A 25,956-nucleotide genomic window follows, 5' to 3' on the forward strand; every position below is an offset into this window, starting at 1 on the left:
TGGTGGCCACGCGGCGATTCTCGGCCTCCTCCGGGGCCATGTCAACGGCCGCCCGCTACGGTGACGGGCCATGATCGTCGGCGCACCGGCCGAGACCAAGAAGGGCGAGCACCGCGTCGCCCTCACCCCCGACGGCGTACGCGAGCTGGTGGCCAACGGCCACCGGGTGTGCGTCGAGGCTGGCGCGGGGTCGGCCTCGTCGGTGACCGACGACGAGTACGTGGCCGCCGGGGCCGAGATCGTGGGCACCGACGAGGCGTGGGCGTCAGACATCGTGGTCAAGGTCAAGGAGCCCCAGCCCGGCGAGCTCGGCTACCTGCGGCCCGGCCTCGTGCTGTTCACCTACCTCCACCTGGCCGCCTACCCCGACGTAGCCGAGGCCCTGCTGGTGTCGGGGACCACCTCCCTGGCCTACGAGACCGTCCAGGCGGCCGACAACAGCCTGCCCCTGCTGGCGCCCATGAGCGAGGTGGCCGGGCGCATGGCCCCCCAGATCGGCGCCCACTTCCTCGAGCGCGAGCACGGTGGCCGGGGGGTCCTGCTGGGCGGGGCCCCGGGGGTGCGCCCGGCCCGGGTGGTGGTCATCGGGGCCGGCAACGTGGGGTGGAACGCGGCGTGGATAGCCCAGGGCATGGAGGCCGAGGTCATCCTGCTCGACCGCAACCTCGACCGGCTGCGGTGGGTCGACCAGATCCACAAGGGCCGGATCATGACATTGGCCTCCAACCGGGGGGCGGTGGAGCGGGCCGTGGCCAAGGCCGACCTGGTCATCGGGGCCGTGCTCGTGCCCGGCGGGCGGGCACCGGTGGTGGTGACCGAGGCCATGGTCATGGGCATGAGGGACCGGGCGGTGATCGTCGACGTGGCCGTCGACCAGGGCGGCTGTGTGGCCACGACCAGGGAGACCTCGCACGCCGACCCCGTCTACCGCGTCCACGGAGTGCTGCACTACGCCGTGGGCAACGTTCCCGGGGCCGTCCCCCACACCTCGACCTACGCCCTGACCAACGCCACCCTCGCCTATGTCGTGGAGCTGGCCAACCTGGGTGTGAGGGACGCGGCGGCCGCCGATCCCGCCCTGCGGCGGGGCGTGAACACGGTGGGCGGCCGGGTCACCAACCCGGCGGTGGCCGAGGCCCTCGGCCGTGAACCCGCCGACCCCCTGGCGTGCCTGGGCGCCTGAACGACACGCCCCGGGAGGTCGAGGAGCTCCTGTCGTGGCTGGCCGTGGAGAAGGGCCGGTCCCGCAACACCCTGGCCGCCTACCGCCGCGACCTGGCCGCCTACACCGAGTTCCTGGCCGCCCGGAAGTTGGCCGTGGGCGAGGTGACCGAGGCGGTGGTCGAGGACTACCTGGCCTTCCTGCGGGCCGCGGGCCGGGCGCCCGCTTCGGTGGCCCGCGCCCTGGTGTCGGTGCGGGCTCTGCACCGGTTCTGCGAGGACGAGGGCCTGGCCCCCACCAACCCGGCCGAGGACGTGGAGCGCCCGCCGGTGCCGGCCGGGCTGCCCAAGGCGTTGTCCGAGGACGAGGTGGCCTCCCTGCTGGCGGCCGTCACCGGAGAGGACGCCCTGGCCCGGCGCGACCGCGCCATCTTGGAGGTCCTTTACGGCTGCGGCCTGCGGGTGTCCGAGCTGGTGGGGCTGTCACTGGGGGACATCGACCTCGACGCCGGCTTCGTCAGGGCCTTCGGCAAGGGGGCCAAGGAGCGCCTCGTGCCCGTGGGCCGGATGGCGGCCGACGCCTTGCGGGACTGGCTCACGCCCTCGGGCCGGGGTGCGCTGGTCCCCGCCCGCTGGGCCCGGCGGACCGACTCGGAGGCCGTCTTGCTCAACGCCCGGGGAGGACGGCTGTCCCGCCAGGGGGCCTGGGGAGTCGTGCGCCATTACGGCGACCGCGTGGGCCTGTCCGACCGCCTCACGCCCCACGTGCTGCGCCACTCGTGCGCCACCCACATGCTCGACCACGGGGCCGACATCCGGGTCGTGCAGGAACTGCTGGGGCACGCCTCGATCTCGACAACCCAGGTCTACACCCGGGTCTCGACCGAGCGGCTGCGCCAGGTCTACGAGGCCGCCCACCCCCGCGCCCGCGCTCACAAGCGTACGAACGACTAGGGTGTGGCCCGTGAGCGACGCGACCCTCGCGGATATTCGCGCGTCCTTGGAGCAGGAGCGGTCCAACCTGCTCCAGCGCCTCAACGACCTCGGCGAAGGGCCTGACTCCGCCGGCCTCGACTTCGATAGCAACTTCGCCGACTCCAGCCAGGTGACGGCCGAACGGGCCAACGTCGAAGCTGTGGTCGGCGCCATCCGCGACAGCCTGGCCGACGTGGAGAACGCGCTGGGCAAGTTCGACGCCGGCACTTTCGGCCTGTGCGAGACCTGCGGCCAGCCGATCTCCCCGGCCCGCCTCGAGGCCATGCCCGAGGCCCGCTACTGCATCGAGCACGCCACCCGGCGCTAACCCCACATCCCGCACACGGGTAGTCGGGGCGGACGTGGGAGGCAAGCGCAGGGCGGTGCTCGTACTAACACGGTCCGAGGTGATCGATGCTCGCGCCCTTGTCACCGTCGCCGAGGTGACGACGTCGGTTCGTGGCCTCGCGGCGGAGGTCAGCCTCGATCATGCCGCCGGCGGCCTCGACCGCCCCTCGGTCGTCAATTGCGACGGCCTCCACACTGTGGCGCAGTCGTCGCTGACCCGCGCCGTCGGCACCGCCACGATCCGCACCACGTGTTCCGCTATCAAGTACGCGCTCGGGTGCTGACGACCACCCCCACCTGGCACCAAGGGTCTACGGCACCAGGGGTCGGCGGCCCCGGCCTATGCGGCTTCCGCCAGGAGCAGGGCGAGGAGGCGCTCCTGCACCCGGCGGAAGTGGGGGTCGTCGATGACCGTCACCCGGTCGCGGGGGCGGGGCAGTTCGGTGGGGATGACGTCCATCACCGACGGGTGGGGTGGGTTGGCCATGACCACGATCCGGTCCGACAGCAGGATGGCCTCGTCGATGCCGTGGGTCACCATGACGACGATCTCGGTGTCGCTCTCGCTCTTCCACAGCTCGACGAGCTGGGCCTGGAGGCGGGCACGGGTGAGGGCGTCGACGGCCGCGAACGGCTCGTCGAGCAGCAGCACCCGCGGTTCGACGGCGAACGCCCGGGCCACCGCCGCCCGTTGTTGCATGCCGCCTGACACCTGGCCGGGGCGCTTGTCCTTGTGGGGCCACAGGCCCACGGCTGTCAAGTAGCGCTCGGCCAGTTCCGCGCACCGGGCCGCCGACCGGCCGGGGCGGGCGGCCCGCACCGCCACCCGCACGTTGTCGACCAGCGACAGGCGGGGCAGCAGGGAGTAGTTCTGGAAGACCATGGCCCGGTCGGGGCCCGGGCCGGTCACCGCCACGCCGTCGAGGCTCACGGTGCCCGAGTCGGCCGGGAGCAGGCCGCCGGCGATGTTGAGCAGGGTGGACTTGCCGCACCCGGAGTGGCCGATGAGCGATACGAACTCGCCCGGTTCGACGCACAGGTCGACCCCCCGCAGCACGTCCTGGCGGCCCGTGCGGCCCACGAACGCCTTGCGTACCCCCACGACGTCGAGGCTCACGCCTGCACCCCCTCGACGGCGACGGCCTTGCCCAGGCGCAGGAAGAGGAGATCGAGCACCAGGCCCACGGCGCCGACCACCAGCAGGGCGGAGATGACCTTGGACAGGTTGAGGGCGTTGTAGGAGTCCCAGATGAAGAACCCGATCCCCGTGCCGCCCGAGAGCATCTCCACGGCCACGATCACCATCCAGGCCACACCCATCGACTGGCGCAGCCCGGTGACGATGGACGGCAGCGAGTCGGGCAGCAGCACGTGGCGCACGTAGGCGACCCTGCCGAAGCGGAACACCCGGGCCACGTTGCGGTGGTCCCTGGGCACCGCGCCGGCGCCGGCCGCGGTGTTGAGCACGATGGGCCACAAGGCGGTGATGACGATCACCCAGACGGCCGCCTTGGGCGCGTCTTTGAGGATGACCAGCCAGATGGGGAACCAGGCCAGGGGCGACACCGGGCGCAGCAGCTGGACGACGGGGTTGGCCGCCTTCCAGGCCCACTTGCTGGCCCCCAGGAGCAGGCCGAAAGGGACACCCACCAGGGCGGCTGCCGCGAACCCCTTGAACACCCGGCCCAGCGACGCCCCGAGCTGCACGGCGATGCCCTTGTCGTTGGGCCCGTTGTCGTAGAACGGTCTCGACAGAAGGTCCCACAGGGTCGCGAAGGTCGTCGCCGGCGAGGGCAGCTCCCGCACGTAGGTCGAGGCCCAGGCCCAGATCAGCACCAGGACACCCAGGCCCACGGCCGCGGCCAACGCCGTCGAGACCGCTCGCCGGGCGGTCTCCAGCACCCCGGTCCGCTCGGGCCCCGGCTCACCGCCGAGCGCGGCACCGGTGGGTGACGGGGGTGCGGGCCCGGTGGCAGCCCGCCCCGTCGTGTCGTGGGTCTTGAGGTCGGTCATGGCCGCTTCGCCTCCTGTTCGGGACTACGGGGGTCGAACACCGCCCCGTCGAGGCGCACCTCGAACGGGGCCATGTCGTCATCGGGGACCGCGATCCCCTCGGCCTGGGCCACCTCGGCGTAGAGGTCGCCCATCACGAGCTGGTCGGCGATCTGCTGGTAGGGGGGCGGGTCCTTCAGGTACCCCATGCGCACGTACTGGGCCATGGCCCACACGGCGTGTGACCGCCGGGGGAAGTTGACCAGTCCGCCCCGGAAGAACTGCATCTGCTCGCCCCTGAAGTCCTTGGTGCCCAGACCGCCGCCCAGGTCGTAGACGCCGGTGAGCCGGCCCCGGATCTCGGCCGCGGGGGCGTTGATGTAGTTCTCGGGGGCCACCGTCCCGGCCGCCTGGGCCCGGTTGGCCGCGTCGTCCAGCCACCGGCTGGCCTTGAGGACGGCCGCCATCACGTCCTTGAGCACGTCGCGGCGCTCGGTGGCGAACCTCTCGGTGACCACCAGGGCCTTCTCGGGGTGGTTGAGCCAGATGTCCTGGGTGGCGATGTGGGTGAAGCCGATGCCCTGCTGCACGGCCACTGCGTTCCACGGCTCACCCACGCAGTAGCCGTCGACGTTGCCGACGCTCATGTTCTGCACCATCTGGGGCGGGGGGACGGGGCTGATCTTGACGTTGGCCAGGTTGGCCTTGGTGGCCAGCAGCCAGTAGCGCAGCCACAGGTCGTGGGTGCCCCCCGGGAAGGTCATGGCCATGGCCGGGGCGTTGCGGCCCTCCAGGGCCTCCTTGGCCTTGGACGGGTCGCCGTAGCCGATGGCCGCGTAGTCCTTGGACAACGTGATGGCCTGGCCGTTGTTGTTGAGCATCATGGCGATGCGCAGGTCCCGGGTCCCGGCCCCGCCCACGCCCGTGGCCACCGAAAGCGGCAGGCTGTAGAGGCCGTGGCAGCCGTCGATCTGGTTGTTGAGAAGGGCGTCGCGTGTGGCCGGCCACGACGCCTGCTTGAGCACCTCCACGTCGAGGTCGCGCTCGGCGAAGTAGCCCAGCTCCTTGGCCATGATGATCGAGGTGGCGTCGGTCAGGGCGATGAAGCCGAGCTTGACCTTGCGGGCACCAGCCCGGCCCGAGGCGCCGGCCGCGGCCGCCGCCCCGCTCGTCGAGGCCACCTTCTTGGCATCGCCGCACGCCGCCAGCAGGCTGCCGAGGGCGGTCGCTCCGGCGGCGGCCAGGAACTGCCGGCGGTCGATCTGTGTCATGCCGGCAGTTAACCGGGCCCTTGTTCCCGGGCCGTTGCCTGCGGGTGAACGGGCCGGGTCGAGGCCCGCACAGGTCCGGGCCCGCCACTGTGAGGCCCTACGGTCACGCCATCGGCTCGATGTGGACAGCCGACTGCTTGTAGTTGGGCTCGCGCGAGATCGGGTCGAACTCGTCGACGGTCAGGCGGTTGACGCACAGCTCGTCGTAGTGGAAGGGCATGAACACCTCACCGGGCCTCACCGTGGCCGTGACCCGCACGGGTACGTTCTCGACGAGGCCGCGCCGCGACGCCAATCGCACGAGGGCGCCCGGCCCGACGCCCAGGCGGGCGGCGTCGGCGGGGTTGACTTCGACCCAGCCCTCAGGCGCCAGGTGCTCGAGCACGGCCACCCGGCCCGTCTTGGTGCGGGTGTGCCAGTGCTCCACGGTCCGGCCCGTGTTGAGCAGGAACGGGAAGCGCTCGTCGGGGGCGTCGGCGATGGGCTCGGGGGAGACGCACCACAGCCGGGCCCGGCCCGACGGCGTGTTGAAGTGCCCGTCGGCGTAGAGCCGAGGGGTCCCCGCCGAGCCCGGGGGGCAGGGCCACTGGAGCCCGCCGGCGGCCTCGATGGCGGCCCACGTCATGCCGCTGTAGTCGCACGGTCGCCCCGCTGATACCCGGGCCCACTCGTCGAAGGCGTCCTCGGGCCCCGACCAGCGGGCGAACAACTCGTCGCCCACCCCTGCCGCCTGGGCCACGGCCATGAATATGTCGAAGTCGGGGCGGGCGTGGCCGGGCGGCTCGACGGCCGGGCGCACGATCGACACCCGGCGCTCGCTGTTGGTGTACGTACCACTCTTCTCGCCCCAGATGGCCGCCGGGAGGACCACGTCGGCCAGGGCGGTGGTCGGGGTCTCGAACCCGTCCTGGACGACCAGCAGTTCGAGGCTGGCCAGTGCCCGTTCGAGGCGGCGCCGGTTGGGGAACGACACCGGCGGGTTGGTGGCGATCACCCACAGGCCCCGCACGGTTCCCTCGAGGATGCCGTCGATGATGTCGGGGTAGGCCCGGCCCCGGGCGTCGGGGATGCGGTCGACGGGCAGCCCCCACAGGGCGGCCAGCTCGGCCCGATGGGCGGGGTCGTCGTAGGCCCGGTAGCCAGGCAGCGAAGCCGTCCCCCCGGCCTCGCGCACCCCCATGGCGTTGCACTGACCGGTGATCGACAGGGGAGCGGCCCCGGGCCGGCCCACGTTGCCCGTGACCAGGCAAAGGCTGTTGAGCAGGGTGACCGTCTCGGTGCCCTGCACCGAGTGGTTCACGCCCATGGTCCAGGCCGCCATGGCCCGATCGGCCCGCCCGAAGGCCAGAGTGGCCTCCCGCACCAAGCCGGCGTCAACGCCGCACTCGGCTGCCACCCGGTCGAGGCCGTAGCCGGCCACGTGGGCCGCCAGTTCCTCGAAGCCCTCGGTGTGGGCGCCGAGGTACTCGCGGTCGACGAGGCCCTCGTCGATCAGCAGCTTGAGCATGCCGTTGAGCAGGACGATGTCGGTGCGGGGGCGCACGGCCAGGTGGATGTCGGCCATGGCCGCCGTCTTGGTGACCCGCGGGTCGACCACGATCACGGTGGCATCGCGGTTGTCGAGCACTCGAGGTGCCAGCAGGGGGTGGTTGTCGGCGATGTTGGCCCCCACCAGCAAGATGGCGTCCGCCTGGTCGAAGTCCTCGTAGGCCCCCGGGGGGCCGTCGGTCCCGAAGCTGCGCTTGTAGCCGGCCACCGCGCTGGCCATGCACAGGGTGGTGTTGCCGTCGTGGTGGGCGATGCCCAGGCCCAGACGCACCAACTTGCCCAGGGCGTAGAACTCCTCGGTCACGAGCTGGCCGGTGGAGATCACCGCCACCGAGCCCGGGCCGTGCTCGGCGTGCAGGCGCCGGAACCCTCCGACCACCGCCTCAACGGCCTCGTCCCAGGTCACCGGTGAGCCCCCGACGGTAGGGACCACGAGGCGGCCCTCGGCGGCGAGGGTGTGGTGCTCGGACAGGCCCTTGGGGCACAGGCGCCCTCGGTTGACAGGGTGTTCGGGGTCGCCCATGACGGCTACCGCCTCGTTGCCCCGGGCCCCGAGCAGCATCCCGCACCCGACCGAGCAGTAGCCGCACGTCGTGCGGGCCCACCGGTCGGGGCGCCGAGCCTCGTTCATGACCCCGCCGAGGGGGTCGAGGGCGTAGGTGGTCACCGCGGCCCGAAGAAGCCGCCGGCGACCCGGTAGGGCACCACCGAGACGTAGAACAGGTAGCGGCCCACCAGCTCGCCGGCGGCCGCCACCACGAGTGCTCCGGCCATGCGCCCCCCGGCGGCTGGGCCCGCGAAGGGGACGGCCAGGGCGCTGGCCAGCAGGGCCAAGGTGACCCCCGCGGCCACGGCCCGCCACAGCACGAGATGGCGCAGCGGGCCGGCTAGCAGCCAGCCCGTGCCCGCGTACTGGCGGCTGGCCGACCGCCTGACGGAGCGCCGCAGGAGGAGGCCGTTGACCACCTGGCAGGCGGTAGCCGCCATGGCCACCACCACCAGGGCCCGCACCGGCCCGGCGGCCAGCGCGGCCCGGTCGATGCACAGCAGGGTGGCCACCGGCCCCACCGCGCCGGTGGTGGCGAAGAAGGCGGCCGGGGTGCGGGGCGAGTCCCACACGGGCCGGGCCGGGACCAGGTAGAGGCGCGCGCTGGCCCAGACTCCGGCCGCGCCCGCGACCACCGCCGCGCCCCCCAGGGCCGTCCCGGGCACGCCGGGGAGCAACCAGGACGCGGAGTACGCCCCGCACAGGGCGGAGAACAGCCCGAACAGCGCGACCTCGCGGCTGAGCCAAGACGTCCGCAGGTTGCGTACCGCCTTGAGGGCGCGGGCAGGCCGGCCCAGGTGGAACAGCGACGCCCCCAGGGCGATGACCCCGGCGGCCAGGGCGGCCACGGCCGCGCCCCCCAGGCGCCCGCGCTCACCGCCTCCCAGCTCGAGCAGCCACGTGGCCGTGACCATCCCCAGCGAGAGCTGGGTGAGCAGGGTGAGCACGACCAGCGGCCAGTGTGGGTGCTCGGGGGACGGGGGCCGTTCATTGGCCGCCGCCATGTCTTCGGGCAGGCCGGCGGGCAGGACAACCCGGGTGGTCGACAGAGTGATGGAGGCCGGCGGCAGCCCGGGGGCATCCGCCTCGTGGTGGTCGGCCCGCCACCGGGCCACGTCGACGGGCTCCACCCCGATGGCCTGTGTCGGGCACGCCCCCACGCACGCGGGTGCCTGGCCGGCGTCGATACGGGGCCGGCACATGTCGCACTTGGACACCACCTTGCGGACCGGGCTGAACACCGGCACCTCGTAGGGGCAGTTCCACATGCAGTACTGGCAGCCCACGCACTCGGCCTCGTGGTGCACGACGATCCCGTTGGCCAGCTTCTCGTAGGCGTTGGTCGGGCACCCCGACAGGCACGTCGGCTCCACGCAGTGGTTGCAGGCGATCGACAGGCTGAACCTCCGGGTGTGCGGGTAGGTGCCGCCCTCCAGCTCTCCGACCCGGCGCCACGCTCCCTCCACGGGCGTGCCGTTCTGCTCGGCGCACGCCACCTCGCACGAGTGGCAGCCCACGCACGCCTCCACGGCAAAGGTGAACCGGTACTGCTCGCCCGCCTGCAGCGGCAGCAGGGAGGGGCCGCTCACCCGGCCACGGCGACCTGGACGAGCCCTTGCACGACCCGCACGGCGTGGGTCGCCAGGGCCACGCCGGGGTCGTCGAGGCACTTCCCGGTCCGCAGGTCGAAGCTCTGCTTGTAGACGGGCGAGGCCACCTTCAAGACCTCGCCCCGGCTGCCGACCAGGCCGCGCGACATCACGTACGCCCCGCTGAAAGGGTCGAGGTTGGACACCGCGAAGAGCTCGCCGTCGACCCGGAAGACGGCCACCTGGTACCCGCCGACGAGCGCGCAGACGCCCCGCCCGGGGACGATCGCATCCAGGGGGCAGACATCGGCCCATGTGACAGGGGGGGCCACGGCCGTCACCCCTGGGCCATCGGCCCAGCCCCGGTCCCGGCCCTCTCGTGGGGCAGGGCGGGGCGGGGCTGGCTCCGCTGGGTCACGTACACGAGGCTGGGGTCGGGTTCCTCGCAGTTCACGAACGAGCGGAACCGAGCCAGGCGTTCGGGGTCCTCGACCGTGGCCTTCCACTCGCACCGGTAGGTGGCCACGTGGCGCTCCATGTCGGCCTCCAGCTCGGCGCAGATGCCCAGGACGTCGTCGATCACGACCCGCCGCAGGTGGTCGATCCCGCCCTCGAGGTTGTTGAACCATGTGGCCGTGCGCTCCAGGCGGCCGGCCGTGCGGATGTAGAACATGAGGAAGCGGTCGAGGTAGCGGAACAGCGTGGCCCGGTCGAGGTCGGCGGCCAGCAGGACGGCGTGTTGGGGGCGCATGCCCCCGTTGCCGCACACATAGAGGTTCCAGCCCTTCTCGGTGGCGATGACGCCGAAGTCCTTGCCCTGGGCCTCGGCGCACTCCCGGCTGCAGCCCGAGACGGCCGACTTGAGCTTGTGGGGCGCCCGCAGGCCGCGGTAGCGCAGCTCGATGTCGATGGCCAGGGTCGTCGAGTCCTGCACGCCGAACCGGCACCAGGTCGTGCCCACGCACGACTTGACCGTGCGCAGGGCCTTGCCGTAGGCGTGGCCCGACTCCATGCCCACGGCGATGAGCCGGCGCCAGATCTCGGGGAGCTGGTCGACGCTGGCCCCGAAGAGGTCAATGCGCTGGCCACCGGTGACCTTGGTGTAGAGGCCGAACTCCTTGGCCACCTGGCCCAGGGCGATGAGCTGGTCGGGGGTGATCTCCCCGCCCGGCACCCGGGGCACGACCGAGTAGCTGCCGTCGCGCTGGAGGTTGGCCAGGAAGTGGTCGTTGGTGTCCTGGATGGACGAGTGCTCACCGTCGAGGATGTAGCCGTTCCCCAGGGAGGCCAGCATGGAGGCCACCGCCGGCTTGCAGATCTCGCAGCCCCGGCCCCGGCCGTGGCCGCTGAGCACCTCGGAGAACGTCGACAGCCGCTGCACCCGGACGAGGTCGAACAGCTCCTGGCGGGAGTGGTCGAAGTGCTCGCACAAAGCGTTGCCGACCTCCACCCCCGCCCGCCGCAGCTCGTCGCGCAGGATCTCGGTCACCAGGGGCAGGCATCCGCCGCACCCCGTGCCCGCCCCGGTGCACGCCTTCACCGCGGTTGCGTCGGTCGACCCGGAGGCCACCGCTGCGCACACCTGGGCCTTGGTCACGTTGTTGCACGAGCACACGGTGGCCTCGGGCGAGAGGCCGGCTACGCCCGCGGCCACCGGCCCGCCCTGGCCGGCCCCGGCCGCCGTGGGCAGGACGAGGAGCTCGGGGCGTTCGGGTGTGGGCACGTCGCCCCGGGCCATCTGCACGAGGGTGTGGTAGGCCGACGAGTCGCCCACCAGGACGCCGCCGATCACCGATCGGCGCCCGGCCCGGCCCTGCGGCGGGCCGACGACCAGCTTCTTGTACACGTCCGAGACGGGGTCGGACCAGACGATGGCCTCTGCCCCCTGGGTGGAGGCCATGGAGTCGCCGAAACTGGCCACCTCGACGCCCAGCAGCTTCAGCTTGGTCGACAGGTCGGCCCCGGCGAACACGGCGTCGCCGCCCAGGAGACGGTCAGCCGCCACCCGGGCCATCTGGTAGCCGGGGGCCACCAGGCCCCACACCCGGCCGGCGGCCAGGGCACACTCGCCCACGGCGTAGATGTGGGGGTCGGACGTAAGGCACCCGCCGTCCACGACCACCCCGCCCCGTTCGCCGACGTCCAGCCCGCAGTCGCGCGCCAACTGGTCGCGAGGGCGGACGCCGGCCGAGAACACGACTATGTCCGCCTCGAGGTCGTCGCCTGCGCTGAACCGCAGGCCGGCGGCCGCCCCGCCGGGGCCGAGAGCGACCTCGCGAGCCGCCCTGGAGGTGTGGACCCGTACGCCCAGGGCCTCGATCCGCCGGCGCAGGGCGGCTCCGCCCCCGTCGTCGACCTGCAGGCCCATGAGCCGGGGAAGGAACTCGACGACGTGGGTCTCGAGACCGAGGTTGAGCAGGGCGTTGGCCGCCTCCAGGCCCAGGAGGCCGCCGCCAACCACCGCACCGACCCTGCAGCGCCGGGCGTAGTCGCCGATGGCGGCCAGGTCGTCGAGGGTCCGGTAGGCGAAGGTGCCCGGAGCGGAGGCACCGGGGATGGGCGGCACGAACGGGTAGGACCCGGTGGCCAGCACGAGGGCGTCGTAGCGTACGGGCAGGCCGGCGGTGGGGAACACCAGGCGGTGTTCCCGGTCGACGCGCTCGGCCCGCTGGCCCAGGTGCAGCGCCAACCCGGCCCGGTCGTAGAACCCGGGGGCCACCAGCGACAAGTCGTCGTCGGTGGCACCCGAGAACCACGAGCTGAGCCCCACGCGGTCGTAGGCAGGGCGGGTCTCCTCGCCGAACACCACGATGTCCCACTCGGCCGTGGCGCCCCGCTCGACGAGGATCTCGACCAGCTTCTGGCCGACCATGCCGTTGCCGGCCACCACGAGGGTGCGCCGAGGGCCGGCGCCCGAGCCGTTCATCGCCCCAACAGTGGTGCCCGGGTGTGTTGCGGCGGTTGCCGGCCGGTTAACGGCGTGATACCGGTCGCTCACGGCGCTTGGCGGGCGCTGTGAGGGCCGAGGCCCTCTTCAGGTTGGGTTCAGGCGGGTTTACCGGTGGCGACACACGGGCCACACGGGTCGTTCACGGTCGAGGGCGAAGATGTAGGGCGATGGCTCTACGACCACTCGACGGGTTCGTGGTCGGGATCACCGCCGATCGCCGCTGGGAGGAGCAGGCCGAGCTCCTCGTGCGCAGGGGCGCGGCCGTCCTGCACGGCCCCACGATGACCACCCAGTACCTGGCCTCGGACGACGACCTGCGCCAGGCCACCGAGGCCGTCATCGCCCGCCGGCCCGACTACCTGGTGGCCACCACGGGCATCGGCGTGCGGGCGTGGACGGAGGCGGCCGCCGTCTGGGGCCTGGGCGAGCAACTGGCCGCCGTCCTGGGAGGCGCCCGCATCGTGGCCCGGGGGCCGAAGGCGGCGGCCGCCGTGCAGGCCGCCGGCCTCGAGGTCTGGGGCCGGTCGGCCACCGAGCAGATGGGCGCGCTCGTCGACATGCTGTTGGACGAACCGCTGGCCGGGCGCACGGTCGCCGTCCAGGAGTACGGCATGGTGAACCCCGAACCCTCGTCGGCCCTGCGGGCCGCGGGGGCCGACGTGCTGGAGGTACCGGTATACCGCTGGCGGGCCCCCGAGGACCGGGGCCCGGTGTTGCGCCTGGTGGAGGCCGTCTGCGATGGCCGGGTGGACGCCATCACCTTCACCAGCGCGCCGGCCGTCCACAACCTGTTCGCCATCGCCCGCGAGCACGGGGCCGATGCCGGTCTTCGGGACGCCTGCAACCGGGGGGTGGTCGTGGCCTGTGTGGGACCGGTGTGCGCCGAGGGGGCACGGGCCGAGGGGGTCAGTGCCCCCTTGGCCCCGTCCGTCGGGCGGCTCGGTCTGCTGGTGCGGGCGCTCAGCGACCACCTGGCCGGGCGCCGGCGCACCCTGACCCTGGCCGGTGCCCAGGTCGCGTTGCAGGGGTCGGTGGTCGAGATAGACGGTGAACGGGCCGAGCTCGCCCCCCGGGAGCGGGCCGTGCTCGACGCCTTGGTGGCGGCCGGTGGTGCGGTCGTGCCGAGGCCTGCCCTGATGGAGCAGGTGTGGGGCCCGGGTGGGACCGACCCCCACGTGCTGGAGGTGACCGTCGGGCGCCTGCGCCGCCGCCTGGGACCGGCGGGCGGGGCGCTGGTCGCCTCCCCGGGCCGCGGCTACCGCCTCGACCTCTCCGGGTAGCCGTCCCCCCGGGCCACTACAGTCGGGGCGTGCTGCAACGGGTCGCCGAGTGCCAGATGCGGGCGCGGCGCTTCGGCCCCAAGGTGATCTACCGGGTCGACCTGCACGGCATCAGCACCTTCGGCCCCGGGGACCAGCGGGTGGCCATCCGCTGGGAGTGGGTCGAGGACATCTCCGTGGAGCCCGGCGGGGTCGACGTCCGTTCGGCCACCGACCGGGTCCTGCTGCCCCCGGGGTCGTTCGGCTTCGCGCCCGAGGCGCTGGCCGGCCGCCTGCGAGAAGCGCAGTCGATCACCCGCCGGCCCGAGGTCATCGGAGAACTGGCCGCTGGCTGAGAAGGCGCGGCCTGCGCCCCCGCCCGACCAGGCCATGGTCGCGACCGCCGGGGCTCGTCCGGTGAGACGTTCCGGTGTGCCGCCTCGTCTGTGGGCCGGGCTGTGCCTGTTCGGGGTGTTCGTGGCCGTCACGTTCGCCGTCCTCCCCGTGGGAGTGCGCTTCGACGGCGACCCCCTGCTCCGCCTACGCGACCTCGACCCCCAGCTCTCGCCCCCCGAAGCCACGGCCGTGTGCGGGCCGGCGGTGCGCAACCTCGACGTCTCGCCCCGCAGCACCGAGCTCTTCGAGGTGGCCCGTGCCCGGGCCTGCGAGGACGCCGCCCGCCGGCGGGTGGCCGTCTCGATGGCCGTGGGGGCCCTGCTGGTAGTGGCCGGGCTCGTGGGCCGAGCCGGCGGGCCCTCTCGGCTCCGGCCCGGCGACGCGGTGGCGCCCGGGCCGAACCCCCCGACCTCCGCCGGGAGCCCTTGATGCACAATCGCGCCGATCGCGCCTTCGGGTACGTGGCCCCCGCGTCCCTGGCACCATGAACGGATGCGCCAACCGGCCGTAGCCCCGGCGGGATGAGCAACCTGGCGGACCTCCTGGCGCGCCTGTGGGAGCAGTCCCAGCCCGTCATCACCGAGCGCATCGAAACGATCGAGGCGGCCGTGCTGGCCGCCCTGGCTGGCGATCTGGGTGGGGAACAGCGGCGGGAGGCAGAACGGGAGGCCCACAAGCTGGCGGGCTCGCTCGGGACGTTCGGGCGTCACGAGGGTACCCGCGTGGCTCGGGAGATCGAGCTGCTCATGCAGGGGAGCGCGCCGCCCCGGGGGGAGGCCCTCCTGCGCCTCAGTGAGCTGGCGGTCGAGCTGAGGACGCAGGCCCAGGCGCCGGCCGCCCCGGCCGGAGCCGAGCCCGAGGGCCCGGGTGCCGAGGACAGCCAAGGGCCGGGTGCCGCGGAGCCTCCCGCTGGCCCGCCCGCGGTCCTGGTCGTGGACGGCGACGCCGAGCATGCCCTGCGCCTGGTCGAGGCGGCCGTGGCTCACGGGATGCGGGCGTGGTCCGCCGCTGATGTGGCGACCGCTCAGTCGGCATCGTCGCGGCGCCCTGACCTGGTGGTGATGGACCCAGCCACCGCCGGCGACCCCGACCTGTCCTACTTGGCCCATATGGCCGCCGGCCCCGACCCCCGGCCGGTGATCATCGTCACCGACCCGGCCGCCGGGGTCGACCGGGCGGCGGTCGTGCGGGCCGGTGCCCGCGCTTATCTGGAGAAGTCGATGGCCCCCCGGGCGGTCATGCACATAGCTCGCCGGACGGTCGAACGGGGGGCGCAGGGGGCGGCCGTGCTGGTGGTGGACGACGACCCGACCGTGACCGAGCTGCTGGCCGACCTGCTGGGGACCAGGGGGCTGAGGGTGGTGGGCCTCGACGACCCCCGGCTGCTCTGGTCAGAGCTCCAAAGGGTACGTCCCGACATCCTGGTGCTCGACTTCGACATGCCCCACCTCGACGGGCTCCAGCTTTGCCGGATGGTCCGCGGTGACGAGGCGTGGGCCCGGCTTCCCATCGTGTTCCTGAGCGGCTCGGCCAGCCCCTCGGTGGTCCGGGCGCTCTACGCAGCCGGGGCCGACGACCACGTGGCGAAGCCTTTCGACCCTGAGGACCTCGTGACCCGGGTCCTCAACCGGCTCGACCGAAGCCGCCACCTGGCCGAGCTGTGGGACACCGACGCGGCCACAGGGCTGGCCAACCGGCGGGGGTTCACCACCCAGTGCCAGCGCCTGATCGAACTGGCCCGCCGGGAGGCCAAGCCGTTCACCCTGGCGCTGGTCGCACCCGACGAGGGCCCCTCGGCCGACCACCCTGCGGGGCCGAGCGGGCCCGGCCTGGGCCCGTTGGTGCGGCGCTCGGTCGCCCCCGGGGACGCAGTGGGCGTGCTGAGCCAGCACCGCATAGGCGTGGGCCTGTTCGGGAGCAGCCTGGCTGAGGCCAGCGACCGTCTCGGGGGCGTGCTGGAGGCGGCCCGGGGGGCAGCCACGGTGAGCGCCGGGCTGGCCCGGTTCCCGGCCGACGGGGGCGACGTGGCCACCCTGGTCGATGCCGCGTCCCGCGCCCTCGACCTGGCCCGGGCGAGCGGGGGTGACCAGGTGCGGGCCGTGCGCGACGGGGCCGACGACTCGGCGCCGACGGCTGTCGACGTACTGGTCGTCGACGACGACGAGGCTCTGGCCACCGTGCTCCTGCACGCCCTCACCACCCGGGGCTACCGGGCCCAGTGGGTGACCGACGGAGCCGAGGCGGCCGCCCTGCTCGGCGGTGAGGCCAGCGGGGGGCTACGGGCCAGGGTGGTCCTGCTCGATGTCGGGCTCCCCGGTCTCGACGGCCTCTCCCTCCTGCGGGACATGGCGAGCCGGGGCCTCCTCGATCACACCCGGGTCATCATGGTGACGCTGCGCTCGACGGAGACCGAAGTGCTCACCGCCCTGGACCTGGGGGCCTTCGACCACGTGGCCAAGCCCTTCAGCCTCCCCGTGCTCCTGCACCGGGTGAGGCGGGCCATCGAGTCACTGCTCGCCGACCCTTCCCCGCTGTGCCGCAACCAGGCCCGAGACGCCCTTCTGAGGTGTGGGCCGGCGGCTACCGTCCCGGTGGCCCGCCATCTCGGCGTGACCGACGGGCCCTACCGACCTCTGCTCCTGGAACTGGCGGCCTGGCGCCCCGATCCGATGTACGAACCGGCGGCGCTGGTGGCGGCCGGGTCACCCGACGCCCACACCCGCGCCCGGGCCGCCACCCTGCTGGGGGCCCTGGGCGGCGAGCGGGCCCCGGCTGCCCTGGTCGAGCTGGCGACCGACGACGAGCCCGACGTGAGGGCGGTGGCCTGCATGGCCCTAGGCCGGCTGTCGTACCGGCCGGCCGCCACCCCTCATGGGAAGCCTCCTGGGTGACCCGGCGTGGGACGTCCGCAAGGCGGCCGGGGAGGCGCTGGCCGCCATGGGCGCCCCGGGGACGCTGGTGCTGCGCCGGTGGGCGGCGGGCACCGGCGGGGACGAGTACGCGGCCGACATGGCCCGCCAGGTCCTCGAGCTCGTCGCCCTACGTTCGGCCGGGAGAGAGCGGTGACCGCCGGGGGGTTCGTCGAGACCGTGCTCGTGCGCCTCGACTGGGCGATCCTGCTCTATTTCCTGGTGGTCAACACGCTCTACGCCCTGTTGCTCGTCAGCGCCGGTCTGGAGATGCGCGCTCACCTCCTGCGCCAGCGGTCCGAGAGCCGGTGGCGGGTACTCCAGTCCGACATCGCCCCCTCCATCTCCCTGCTGGCCCCGGCCCACAACGAGGAAGCCACGATCACCGACAGTGTCCAGGCCATGCTGGGCCTGTCCTACCCCAGCCTCGAGGTGGTGGTCATCAACGACGGGTCGACCGACGGGACCATCCAGGCCTTGTCCAACCGTTTCGAGCTCGTGGCCGTCCGGCCCATCTACCGTCGCCAGGTGGCGGCCGCCGAGGTGGTCGGTCTGTGGCGGTCGCGGCGCCACCCCAACCTGGTGGTCGTCGACAAGGTCAACGGCGGCAAGGCGGACGCCCTCAACGCCGGCCTGAACATCGCCACCGGGCGGCTCATCTGTGCCATCGACGCCGACACCCTCATCGAGCCCGACGCCCTCCAGCGTATGGTCAGGCCCTTCGTGTCCTCCGACGACGTGGTGGCCGCGGGGGGCACGATCCGGGTGGCCAACGGGTCAACCGTGCGCGGTGGGCGGGTCTCGCTCGTCCGGGCACCGCGGCGGGGCCTAGGCGGCTTCCAGGTGGTGGAGTACCTGCGGGCCTTCCTCTTCGGTCGCCTCGGCTGGAACCGCCTGGGCGGCAACCTAATCATCTCCGGTGCGTTCGGCCTGTTCGAGCGGGAGGCCGTGGTGGCCGTCGGTGGCTACGCCCACGACACCGTGGGCGAGGACATGGAACTGGTGGTGAGGCTCCGGCGGCGGTCCTACGAGGTGGGCGACCGCCGGCGGGTGGCCTTCATCCCCGACCCGGTGGCCTGGACGGAGGCTCCCGAGACCCTGCGGGTACTGGGTCGCCAGCGCGACCGCTGGCACCGAGGGCTGGCCGACTCGCTGTGGCGCAACCGGCGGGTCTTCCTCAACCCCCGCTATCGCGCCCTGGGCCTGGTCGTTTACCCGTATTTCGTGATCGTCGAGCTCTTGGCGCCCGTGATCGAGCTGGTGGGGCTGCTCGGCCTGGGCCTCGGCCTGTGGATGGGCGCCGTCGACTGGTCCTTCGCCGTGCTGTTCTTCCTGGTGGCCTACGGCTACGGCATATGCCTGACAGCCGCCACCCTCGTGCTTGAGGAGGTCAGCTTCCATCGCTACGACGGCAAGGGCGACCGGGCCTGGCTCCTGTGGTGGGGGATGGCCGAGAGCCTCGGCTACCGCCAACTGACGGTGGCGTGGCGGGCCCGGGGCCTGGTCCGCTACATGCGCCGCAAACGGGACTGGGGGAAGATGGACCGCGCTGGTTTCAGCGGGGGCGCTACGGCGGGTCAGCCCGGCCCCGAAGGGCCCTCCCGGCCCGCCTCCAAGTAGCGCTCGAGGGCCGTCAGGAACCGCTCGTGCTCGGCCACCACCTCGGCCACCAGGACGGTCGTGGGGCTCCCCGGCCCCTCCTCCACGGCCTGGCAGCGCCCGGGCAGTGCCACCGCCCCCAGTGACGAGCTGCTGCCCCTGAGCGTGTGTGCCGCACGGCGGGCCTTGTCGGCCTGTCCATGGGCGGCCGCGGTGGCCAGCTCCTCCACCAGCGACCTGGCCTGGGCGTCGTAGGTCTCGACGATGGCAGCCAGGGCCGGCCCGCCCATGATCATCGAGAGCTGGTCGATCACTTGGCGGTCGAGGGCCGGCGCCTCCGCAGGCGCAGCCGCGGGCCGAAGCGACGGCCCGTCGGCGGCCGGGCGGCGGTGGTGGGACGCCCCCGGTCGGGGCACTTGAGCCAGCGCCCTCTCCAGGTCCCGCAGGCGCATCGGCTTGGTCAGGAACCCATCCATTCCCGCGGCGATGCAGCGGGCGCGGTCGTCCTCGAGGATGCTGGCGGTGACGGCGATTATGTGGGGCTGTTCCTCCTCGGCCAGCTCGGCCCGGATCCGCCGGGTGGCGTCGGGGCCGTCGAGCCCGGGCATGTACATGTCCATCAACACCACGTCATAGCGCCGCCGGTGAACGGCGGCCACCGCCTCGGTCCCGTCGGAGGCGAGGTCGACCTCGTGGCCCAGCTTCTCCAGCAGCCTGGCCCCGACCTTGAGGTTGACCGGCGAGTCGTCGACGAGCAGGGCCCACAGCGGGGGGGCTGTTGGTCGGGGACGGCTGGCCAAGCCGGTGGCGTCGGCCGGTGCCGTGGAGCCGAAGATGTCGCCCAAGGCGTCGAAGAGCACGGAGGGCTTGATGGGCTTTCGAAGCCAAGTGGTGACGTCCAGCCCGGTCATGTCGTCGGGCCTGCCCGCCGAGGACAGGAGGATGACAGGGCAGGCCAGCCCGGCCGAGCGCAGGGCGGCTATGAGGTCGAGGCCCCAGAGCTCGGGCATGTGGAGGTCGCTGAGGACGACGTCGAAGGACTGGCCGGCCCGGACCCAGGCCAGGGCCTGGGCCGGTGAGCCCGTGACGGCCGGGTTCATGCCCCACGCCTGGGTGTGCCTTTCGAGGATGAGCCGGTTGGTGGCGCTGTCGTCCACCACCAGCACGGAGTGGCCCTCGAGATGGTCGGTGGGCGGCGGGCCGGGAGCCGGGGAAGGGGACACCCCGAGGTCCAAGGAGACGTGGAACGTGGACCCTTCCCCGACGCGGCTTTCCACTGACATGTCCCCGCCCATGGCCCTGGCCAGACGGAGGCTGATGGCCAGGCCCAGCCCTGTCCCCCCGTACTCTCGGGTGGTGGAGGTGTCGACCTGGGTAAAGGAGCGGAACAAGCGGTCGAGGCGCTCGGCCGGGATCCCGATGCCTGTGTCCGAGACGTCGATCCTCAGGTCGACGCGGCCCTCGTGGCGGCCCGGCTGGGCCCACGCCTTGACCACGACCTCTCCCGAGGGGGTGAACTTGACGGCGTTGGCCACCAGGTTGAGCACGATCTGCCGGGCCCGCGTGGGGTCGCCGACCAGATGGGTGGGGGTTCCCTCGTCGATGAGGTAGGCCAGGTCGAGGCCCTTGTCGGACGCGACCGTGGCCACGAGGTCGAGAGCCCCCTCGATGCACTCCCGTAGGTCGAAGGTAGTCTCCTCGAGCTCGACCTGGCCGGCTTCGATCTTGGAGAAGTCGAGGACGTCGTTGATGACGGTGAGGAGCAACTCGCCACTGCTGCGGATGGTCTCGACGTAGTCGCGCTGCTCGTCGTCCAGGGGCGTCTCGAGCATCAGGCCCGTCAGGCCGATGACGGCGTTCAGCGGCGTGCGGATCTCATGGCTCATGGTGGCCAGGAAGGCACCCTTGGCCGCGCTCGCCTTCTCCGCTTCGTCACGGGCAGTCTCCAGCTCGGCCTGCTGGCGGGAGACGACCTCCCTTTGGTTCTCCAGGCTCTCGGCCAACGTGGTCAGGCCCGCGCTGATCCGCCGGAACTCGTCCGTACGGCCCCCGTCGGCCCGGGCGCGCAGGTCGCCGCCCTCCATGCGCCCCAGTGCTTCCACCAGCTCGTTGACGGGCTTGGCCAAGGCGTCGACGAGCAAGTCCCGTCGGTATATGACGATACCCAGGGTCACCCCCAGCAGCACCAGCCGGAGCACCACGCCGGCCACCAGGGCGGCGGACTGGCGGGAGTCGAGGGTTGCCTGCCGGTCGTCCAGGAGGTTCTGGAGCTCGTCATGGGCCGACCGGTAGCGGTCGAAGACGACCTTGTCCTCGTCGAGGGCGGCCGCGAAGGCACGCGGGTCGTTATGGAGCGGCGGTTGCCCCAAGCGTACGGCGGCCCAACCCTCGATCCACTCCTTCTGGGCCGCGAAGTAGGCCGCCAGCGCTGGCCCGCTGTTGTCGGCGTCCGCCAGTACGACGGCGTTGAGCTCGGCTATCGGCGACTGCCCTCGCCGGTAGGCCTCGAGGAACCGGTCCTCGCCCGTCCCCAGCCACGCCCGAAGGCCGGTCTGCTGGTCGAGCATGGCCGCGTGGGCCAGGCGGAGGGCACCAGCGGCATTCTCGGCCCGGTTCAGGTCGGGCCGGACGGACGTGAGTACGAACATGATCAGGGCCGTGCTGGCCAGGGCGGCGGCGGCCAGGGCGATGAGGACGAGCCGGGCCGAGCGGCGGATCTCCTCGGCCAGGCTCCGGTGGGTGATGCCGGGCCCGCCCGGGCGCCGGCTCACGGGCCACCCTGGCGCCCTGACAGCGCCTGGCGGACGCGGGCCAGCAGGCCCGGCGCGTCGACGGGCTTGGCCACCACGGCGTCGATGCCGGCGGCCGCAGCCCGAGCGCCATCGACCGTGGAGGCCGACGCCGTGAGGAGCAGGACATACGGTGGGGAGCCGGCCGACGTTCCCGCCCGCACCCTCCGGCAGACCTCGTAGCCGTCCATCCCGTCCATCATGGCGTCGACGACCACCAAGTCGGGCGGGGACGCGTTAGCCGCCCTCAGTGCCTCCTCGCCGCCCGAGGCCAGGGTCACCCGGTAGCCGTCCGAGCCCAGCACGGCGCTCAACACATGGCGGATGACGGGGTCGTCGTCGACGACGAGGATGTGGGCTTCCATGGGGATAGGCACCGCCCCGGTCGGAGATAGCCGCCTTGGTGCTCCGGCCATTTTACCGGCTCGGGTCGCGGCGAACGGGTCCCCGTCTATCGCCACCCCCTCGGGTAATCTCAAGACAGGGAGCGAGCTTGGGGACCACTTGAAGCCGTCAGGGGCAGGGAGCGACGACCGGGGATCAAACGGGCCGCTTGTCGTGTTCGACAAGGTCAACAAGTTCTTCGGCCCCCTGCACGCCCTCGTTGACGTCGACCTGACCGTCGAGCGGGGCGAGGTGCTGGTGATCGTGGGCCCTTCGGGTTCGGGGAAGTCGACCTTGTGCCGCACGATCAACCGCCTGGAGCCGATCGACAGCGGCACGATCACCGTCGACGGCCAGCCGCTCCCCGAGGAGGGCCGGGCGCTGGCCCGGCTACGGGCCGATGTCGGGATGGTGTTCCAGTCGTTCAACCTGTTCGCCCACAAGACCGTGCTGCAGAACGTCGTGCTGGGCCCCGTCAAGGTCCGCAAGGCCTCCAAGGACGAGGCCCGTGACCGTGGGATGAAGCTGCTCGAGCGGGTAGGGATCGCCGAGAAGGCCGACCGCTACCCGGCCGAGCTGTCCGGGGGCCAGCAGCAGCGGGCCGCCATCGCCCGGGCCCTGGCCATGGAGCCGAAGCTGATGTTGTTCGACGAGCCGACGTCGGCCCTCGACCCCGAGATGATCAAGGAGGTGCTCGATGTAATGATCGAACTGGCCCGCGACGGCACGACCATGGTCGTCGTGAGCCACGAGATGGGCTTTGCACGCCAGGCGGCCCGGCGGGTGGCGTTCATGGATGGGGGGCGGATCGTGGAGCTCGGGCCGCCCGACGAGTTCTTCGACCGACCGAAGACCGATCGGGCACGCAGTTTCCTGTCCAAGATCCTCTCCCATTAGGAGGAAAGACATGCAGAAGCGACGCTTAGCCCTGCTACCGCTCGTCCTGGTGCTGGCCCTGGTGGCCGCCGCCTGCGGCTCCGACGACGACAACGGCGCCCCGTCGACCTCGGTCGTGCCCGCCCCCGAGTTCGAGCCGGGTACGACCATGGCCGCCCTTCAGGCCCAGGGCCGGATCGTGGTCGGTACCAAGTACGACCAGCCTGGCCTGGGCCAACTGAACCCCATCACCAACAAGGTCGAAGGGTTCGACGTCGAGGTGGCCAAGCTGATCGCCATCGGCATCTTCGGCGGTTCGCTGGCTGACATCGAGAGCAAGATCGAGTTCCGGGAGTCGACCACACCCAACCGCGAGGTGTTCATCGAGAACGGCACCGTCGACATCGTCGTCGCCACCTACACCATCAACGACGCCCGCAAGCAGCGCATCGACTTCGCCGGGCCCTATTACATCGCCGGCCAGGACATAATGGTCAAGGTCGACGACAACTCCATCCGGGGCGTGAACGACCTGACGGGCACCAACACGTGCAGCGTTCGCAACTCCACCCCGGCGGCCAACATCCAGCGCCTCGTCCCTGGTGCCAACCTCACCCTGTTCGACCAGTACTCGGACTGCGTGCAGGCCATGCGCGACGGCCGGGTCCAGTCGGTCACGACCGACAACTCCATCCTGCTGGGCTTCGTGGCCGCCAACCCGACTGAGTTCAAGATCGTCGGCAACAAGTTCACCGACGAGCCTTACGGGATCGGGCTGACCCGTGGTGACACCGCCTTCCGGACGTTCATCAACGACCGGCTGGAGGAGATCTACGCCAGCGGCGAGTGGGCCGACGCCTTCGGGCGGACCCTGGGCGAGCTGGGCATCCCCGTGCCCACGCCGCCGGCTGTCGACCGCTACGCGTGAACCACTGTCGTCCCTGGCGCGCCGGCCGGTGTAGGGCACCTTCCGGCGCGCCGGGGGCGGCGCGGCGCGGGTGGTCGCCGTGGAGGTAGTCACCGAGAACTTCGACGTGTTCGTCGAGGGGTTGCGGCGCACCGTCGAGCTCAGCACCCTCTCGTTCCTGATCGCCTTCGTGATCGGCATCGTCGTGGCCGGTATGAGGGTCAGCCCCGTCCCACCGCTGCGGTGGTCGGCGGCCACTTACGTGGAGCTGGTCCGTAACACGCCCCTGCTGGTGCTCATGTTCGTGTTCTTCTTCGGGTTCCCGAGCATCGGCCTGCGTTATTCGGCGTTCACGTCGGCCATCGTCGTGCTCTCGGCCTACACGGGGACGTTCGTGGCCGAGACGGTGCGCTCGGGCATCAACGCCGTCTCCCGGGGCCAAGCTGAGGCGGCCCGGTCCATCGGGCTGACCTTTCCCCAGGTCCTGCGCATCGTGGTCCTGCCCCAGGCCCTGCGCACGGTGGTGGGCCCGCTCGGGGGCATCTTCATCGCCCTGCTCAAGAACTCGTCGCTGGCCGTGGTCATCGGGGTGGGCGAACTGACCAGTGCGGCCGAGCATGTCGGGACCGATACGGCCCGGTTCATCCCCGCCTACCTGGGGGCGGCCGCCGCCTACCTGATGCTCACCGTCCCGTCGGGGTTCGCGGTGGGCTGGCTGGAGCGCAGGGTGGCGATCAAACGATGAGCGGCGGGGGCACGGCTCCGTTCCTGGCCGACGACCTCGGTCCCCGGGGCCGGAGGATCACCAACATCGCCACGGTCGTGAGCGGCGTGGCCCTGGTGGCCGTGGTGGCCGTGGCCGTGAACCGGCTGGCCGCCCGGGGCCAGTTCGACGCCGCCCGCTGGGAGCCCTTCACCCAGTGGCCGGTGTGGCGCTTCTTCCTGCTCGGGCTGCGGACCACGGTGACGGCCGCTGTCCTGGCCATGGTGGGCGCCATGGCCATCGGCGCGCTCATGGCGCTGGCCCGCCTGTCGCGGGCCCGCCTGGTGAGGTGGCTGGCCACCGCCTACGTCGAGTTCTTCCGGGGCATCCCCCTGGTGCTGCTCATCTTCTTCTCGGCTTTTGGCCTGCCCCGCTACGGCTTGCGCTGGTCGCTGTTCACCTACCTCGTCCTCGGCCTGGTCATCTACAACAGCGCCGTGCTGGGCGAGATCTTCAGGGCCGGCATCCTGTCGCTCGACCGGGGCCAGAGCGAGGCCGCCTACTCGGTGGGCCTCGGCTACTGGCAGACGATGATGTTCGTGGTCATCCCCCAGGCCGCCCGCCGCATGATCCCGGCCATCGTCAGCCAGCTCGTGACCCTGCTCAAGGACACCTCGCTGGGCTCGGCCATCGCGCTCACCGAGCTGTTGCGGAGGGGGCGGCTGAACGGCGAGTTCTTCGGCAACCCCCTCCAGTCGCTGTTCGTGGTGGCCATGATCTACATCGTGGTCAACTTCACCCTCAGCCGGGTGGCCCGCCGCCTCGAGGTTCGCCAGCGCCGTCGCTACGGCGCGGGCCGAATCGCCGTGGCGGGCATCGAGGACCTCGCCCTCCTCCAGGCCCAGGACGGTGGGCCGGAGCAGGACCGCTGAACGCGCAGGTGCCTGCGCCGGTACCTGTTGGCGGGGCCGACGACCCCCGGCTGTCGGACTACAGCGGGTTGCGGGAGCACTGGCGGCGGGCACCGGGGGACCGGTTCGTGGTCGAAGGCCCCCTGGCCGTCGGCCGGCTGCTGGCCTCCCGCTACCCGGTGCGCTCGGTGCTGGTCACCGAGCGGGGCGGGCGCGACCTCGAGGCCGAGCTGGCCGGCTGCCCCTCTCCGGTGTACGAGGTCAGCCAGGCGGTCATGGGGCAACTGTGCGGGTTCAACTTCCACCGCGGCGCGCTGGCCTCGGCCGAACGGCTCCCGCTGCCGCCGGCGCTGGACCTGGTGGCCGCCGCGGACCGCGTCCTCGTCGTGGAGGGCGTCAACGACTACGAGAACCTCGGCAGCCTGTTCCGCAACGCGGCCGCCTTCGGGGTCGGGGCCGTGGTCCTCGACCCGACCACCTGTGACCCCCTGTACCGCCGGGTGGTGCGTGTCTCGGTGGGCCACTCGCTGCACCTGCCCTTCGCCCGGGCCACGGTGGACGAGTGGCCGGGTGTGCTCGCCGGGCTGCCCCTCCTGGGTACCGAGGTCCTGGCCCTGACCCCGTCGCCCGAAGCCGAGGACGTCGCGGCCGTGGCCACCAGCACCGGGCGCCGGTGGGCGCTGTGCGTGGGCGCTGAGGGCCCGGGCCTCTCAGTTGGCGTGCTGGCCGCGGCCGGCCGCCGGGTGCGGGTCCCCATGGCCGACGGCGTCGACTCCCTCAACGTCGCCACCGCCGCGGCCATCGCCTTGCACCGCTTGGCCTCCACGGGCTGAGGGCTGAGG

Annotated in this window: 24 protein-coding genes; 15 read left to right on the forward strand and 9 right to left on the reverse strand. The window is 72.4% G+C overall.

All coding sequences use genetic code 11. The features are described from left to right. The first annotated feature begins 70 nt into the window (after positions 1-70). The 4 genes from ald to AB1673_05525 are packed head-to-tail and all read left to right on the forward strand — an operon-like array spanning position 71 to position 2,768. The gene (ald, locus tag AB1673_05510; GenBank protein MEW6153433.1) at positions 71-1,183 is read left to right on the forward strand and encodes an alanine dehydrogenase; all 1,113 of its coding nucleotides are present in this window, start codon (positions 71-73) and stop codon (positions 1,181-1,183) included. Further along, the gene (xerD, locus tag AB1673_05515) at positions 1,168-2,115 is read left to right on the forward strand and encodes a site-specific tyrosine recombinase XerD (GenBank protein ID MEW6153434.1); all 948 of its coding nucleotides are present in this window, start codon (positions 1,168-1,170) and stop codon (positions 2,113-2,115) included. The genes ald and xerD overlap by 16 nt, the downstream gene beginning before the upstream one ends. 10 nt (positions 2,116-2,125) lie before the next feature. After that, positions 2,126-2,464 (forward strand): TraR/DksA C4-type zinc finger protein, encoded by a 339-nt coding sequence (locus AB1673_05520; protein MEW6153435.1) that lies wholly within the window; start codon positions 2,126-2,128, stop codon positions 2,462-2,464. 34 nt (positions 2,465-2,498) lie between these two features. Continuing rightward, entirely contained in the window at positions 2,499-2,768 is a 270-nt protein-coding gene (locus AB1673_05525; protein MEW6153436.1) for a type II toxin-antitoxin system PemK/MazF family toxin, read from the forward strand. Between the two features lie 56 nt (positions 2,769-2,824). Here AB1673_05525 and AB1673_05530 read toward each other — a convergent pair whose 3' ends face one another. From AB1673_05530 to nirB, 7 genes are all read right to left on the reverse strand, one after another. Beyond that, the gene (locus AB1673_05530; GenBank protein ID MEW6153437.1) at positions 2,825-3,601 is read right to left on the reverse strand and encodes an ABC transporter ATP-binding protein; all 777 of its coding nucleotides are present in this window, start codon (positions 3,599-3,601) and stop codon (positions 2,825-2,827) included. Beyond that, positions 3,598-4,497, reverse strand: a complete 900-nt coding sequence (gene ntrB / locus AB1673_05535; GenBank protein MEW6153438.1) for a nitrate ABC transporter permease — start codon at positions 4,495-4,497, stop codon at positions 3,598-3,600. Before ntrB ends, AB1673_05530 begins: the two co-directional genes overlap by 4 nt. Then, positions 4,494-5,747 carry a CmpA/NrtA family ABC transporter substrate-binding protein gene (locus tag AB1673_05540; GenBank protein ID MEW6153439.1) on the reverse strand — a complete coding sequence of 418 codons (1,254 nt, stop codon included), beginning with the start codon at positions 5,745-5,747 and terminating at the stop codon, positions 4,494-4,496. Before AB1673_05540 ends, ntrB begins: the two co-directional genes overlap by 4 nt. 103 nt (positions 5,748-5,850) lie before the next feature. Next, complete coding sequence (locus AB1673_05545; protein MEW6153440.1) at positions 5,851-7,962, reverse strand: nitrate reductase; 2,112 nt, start codon at positions 7,960-7,962, stop codon at positions 5,851-5,853. Further along, a complete protein-coding gene (locus AB1673_05550) occupies positions 7,959-9,431 on the reverse strand; it encodes a DmsC/YnfH family molybdoenzyme membrane anchor subunit (protein MEW6153441.1) in 1,473 nt (490 codons plus the stop codon). Before AB1673_05550 ends, AB1673_05545 begins: the two co-directional genes overlap by 4 nt. Then, positions 9,428-9,763, reverse strand: a complete 336-nt coding sequence (gene nirD / locus AB1673_05555) for a nitrite reductase small subunit NirD (GenBank protein ID MEW6153442.1) — start codon at positions 9,761-9,763, stop codon at positions 9,428-9,430. The genes AB1673_05550 and nirD overlap by 4 nt, the downstream gene beginning before the upstream one ends. Before the next feature lie 5 nt (positions 9,764-9,768). Beyond that, positions 9,769-12,357: a nitrite reductase large subunit NirB gene (nirB, locus tag AB1673_05560; GenBank protein MEW6153443.1), complete on the reverse strand. Its 2,589-nt coding sequence runs from the start codon at positions 12,355-12,357 to the stop codon at positions 9,769-9,771. A 191-nt stretch (positions 12,358-12,548) separates the two neighbouring features. Between nirB and AB1673_05565 the strand changes: the two genes are divergently transcribed. From AB1673_05565 to AB1673_05590, 6 genes are all read left to right on the forward strand, one after another. Continuing rightward, positions 12,549-13,661, forward strand: a complete 1,113-nt coding sequence (locus AB1673_05565) for a uroporphyrinogen-III synthase (GenBank protein MEW6153444.1) — start codon at positions 12,549-12,551, stop codon at positions 13,659-13,661. 29 nt (positions 13,662-13,690) lie between these two features. Continuing rightward, positions 13,691-13,996 carry a hypothetical protein gene (locus tag AB1673_05570; protein ID MEW6153445.1) on the forward strand — a complete coding sequence of 102 codons (306 nt, stop codon included), beginning with the start codon at positions 13,691-13,693 and terminating at the stop codon, positions 13,994-13,996. A gap of 61 nt (positions 13,997-14,057) precedes the next feature. Beyond that, positions 14,058-14,465, forward strand: a complete 408-nt coding sequence (locus AB1673_05575; GenBank protein ID MEW6153446.1) for a hypothetical protein — start codon at positions 14,058-14,060, stop codon at positions 14,463-14,465. A gap of 92 nt (positions 14,466-14,557) precedes the next feature. Continuing rightward, positions 14,558-16,927: a response regulator gene (locus AB1673_05580; protein ID MEW6153447.1), complete on the forward strand. Its 2,370-nt coding sequence runs from the start codon at positions 14,558-14,560 to the stop codon at positions 16,925-16,927. Then, on the forward strand, positions 16,908-17,102 hold the full coding sequence (locus AB1673_05585; GenBank protein ID MEW6153448.1) for a hypothetical protein: 195 nt from the start codon (positions 16,908-16,910) through the stop codon (positions 17,100-17,102). The genes AB1673_05580 and AB1673_05585 overlap by 20 nt, the downstream gene beginning before the upstream one ends. Beyond that, complete coding sequence (locus AB1673_05590) at positions 17,099-18,565, forward strand: glycosyltransferase (GenBank protein MEW6153449.1); 1,467 nt, start codon at positions 17,099-17,101, stop codon at positions 18,563-18,565. Before AB1673_05585 ends, AB1673_05590 begins: the two co-directional genes overlap by 4 nt. On the opposite strand, the gene AB1673_05595 is transcribed toward AB1673_05590, so the two are convergent. Together AB1673_05595 and AB1673_05600 are read right to left on the reverse strand one after the other, a co-directional pair. After that, complete coding sequence (locus AB1673_05595; protein ID MEW6153450.1) at positions 18,523-21,315, reverse strand: response regulator; 2,793 nt, start codon at positions 21,313-21,315, stop codon at positions 18,523-18,525. The two genes, AB1673_05590 and AB1673_05595, sit on opposite strands and share 43 nt — an antisense overlap. Next, positions 21,312-21,698 carry a response regulator gene (locus AB1673_05600; protein MEW6153451.1) on the reverse strand — a complete coding sequence of 129 codons (387 nt, stop codon included), beginning with the start codon at positions 21,696-21,698 and terminating at the stop codon, positions 21,312-21,314. Before AB1673_05600 ends, AB1673_05595 begins: the two co-directional genes overlap by 4 nt. A gap of 193 nt (positions 21,699-21,891) precedes the next feature. On the opposite strand from AB1673_05600, the gene AB1673_05605 reads away from it, so the two are divergent. The 5 genes from AB1673_05605 (at position 21,892) to AB1673_05625 (ending at position 25,947) form a co-directional block, all read left to right on the forward strand. Next, a complete protein-coding gene (locus AB1673_05605) occupies positions 21,892-22,614 on the forward strand; it encodes an amino acid ABC transporter ATP-binding protein (GenBank protein ID MEW6153452.1) in 723 nt (240 codons plus the stop codon). A gap of 10 nt (positions 22,615-22,624) precedes the next feature. Beyond that, positions 22,625-23,521 (forward strand): glutamate ABC transporter substrate-binding protein, encoded by an 897-nt coding sequence (locus tag AB1673_05610; protein MEW6153453.1) that lies wholly within the window; start codon positions 22,625-22,627, stop codon positions 23,519-23,521. Positions 23,522-23,600: 79 nt separating this feature from the next. Beyond that, the gene (locus AB1673_05615; protein MEW6153454.1) at positions 23,601-24,245 is read left to right on the forward strand and encodes an amino acid ABC transporter permease; all 645 of its coding nucleotides are present in this window, start codon (positions 23,601-23,603) and stop codon (positions 24,243-24,245) included. Further along, positions 24,242-25,135, forward strand: coding sequence for an amino acid ABC transporter permease (locus tag AB1673_05620; GenBank protein MEW6153455.1), 894 nt, complete (start codon positions 24,242-24,244; stop codon positions 25,133-25,135). The genes AB1673_05615 and AB1673_05620 overlap by 4 nt, the downstream gene beginning before the upstream one ends. A gap of 8 nt (positions 25,136-25,143) precedes the next feature. Continuing rightward, complete coding sequence (locus AB1673_05625; GenBank protein ID MEW6153456.1) at positions 25,144-25,947, forward strand: RNA methyltransferase; 804 nt, start codon at positions 25,144-25,146, stop codon at positions 25,945-25,947. The last annotated feature ends 9 nt before the right edge of the window (positions 25,948-25,956 follow it).

It is taken from the genome of Actinomycetota bacterium, assembly GCA_040754375.1.
GTDB lineage: Bacteria > Actinomycetota > Acidimicrobiia > Acidimicrobiales > AC-14 > JBFMCT01.